Source organism: Pseudomonas cyclaminis, assembly GCF_015163715.1.
Taxonomy (GTDB): domain Bacteria; phylum Pseudomonadota; class Gammaproteobacteria; order Pseudomonadales; family Pseudomonadaceae; genus Aquipseudomonas; species Aquipseudomonas cyclaminis.
Genome location: NZ_JADDUM010000372.1, coordinates 1 through 527, shown reverse-complemented (window position 1 = coordinate 527; position 527 = coordinate 1). Strand labels below are relative to the sequence as shown.

Genomic DNA, 527 nt, shown 5'->3' with positions numbered 1-527 from the left:
GCGCTGGTGCCGGGGTTGCAGGTCAAGGCGACGTTCTGACTCGCCCGCCCGGTTTGCGACGGCTAACCCAGTGGAATCGACTTGGCGATAATCTCTCGGGCGTGATTGGCCAGCTGTTTGGCACTCATCGCAACCACCTCCTCGGCCTCAATGGGCGGGTGGGCGATGATGCTGACGTCGGTGCTGCGCAAGGCGTTGTAGGCGATATGGTTGACCGCCGGGCTGATCGTGACGGGAATGATCCCAACCCCGATATCCTTGGCAATCCGAAACGCCCCACTCTTGAAAGGCTGCATCTCCCCGCCATGGTTTCGAGTGCCCTCGGGAAAGATCCACAGCGAAGTATTCTCTGCGACAACCCGCTTGGCAATCTTGCGCAAACTGCCGATGGATGCCCGTGGGCTGTTCCTGTCAATGAACAGACTACCGGTCAGCCAATACAACTGCCCCACCAGTGGCAGCCATTTGAGCGACTGTTTACCGACAATTACCGTGCCGGGGTTGAGCGCCTGCGCCACGATCAACAC

The 527-nt window shown here is 59.6% G+C and carries 1 protein-coding gene; it reads right to left on the bottom strand.

Going from position 1 to position 527, the window contains the following annotated elements:
• Window positions 1–62 precede the first annotated feature (62 nt).
• A partial coding sequence (locus IQK56_RS30595) for a lysophospholipid acyltransferase family protein (RefSeq protein WP_193901974.1) occupies window positions 63–527 on the bottom strand: 465 nt, incomplete at its 5' end.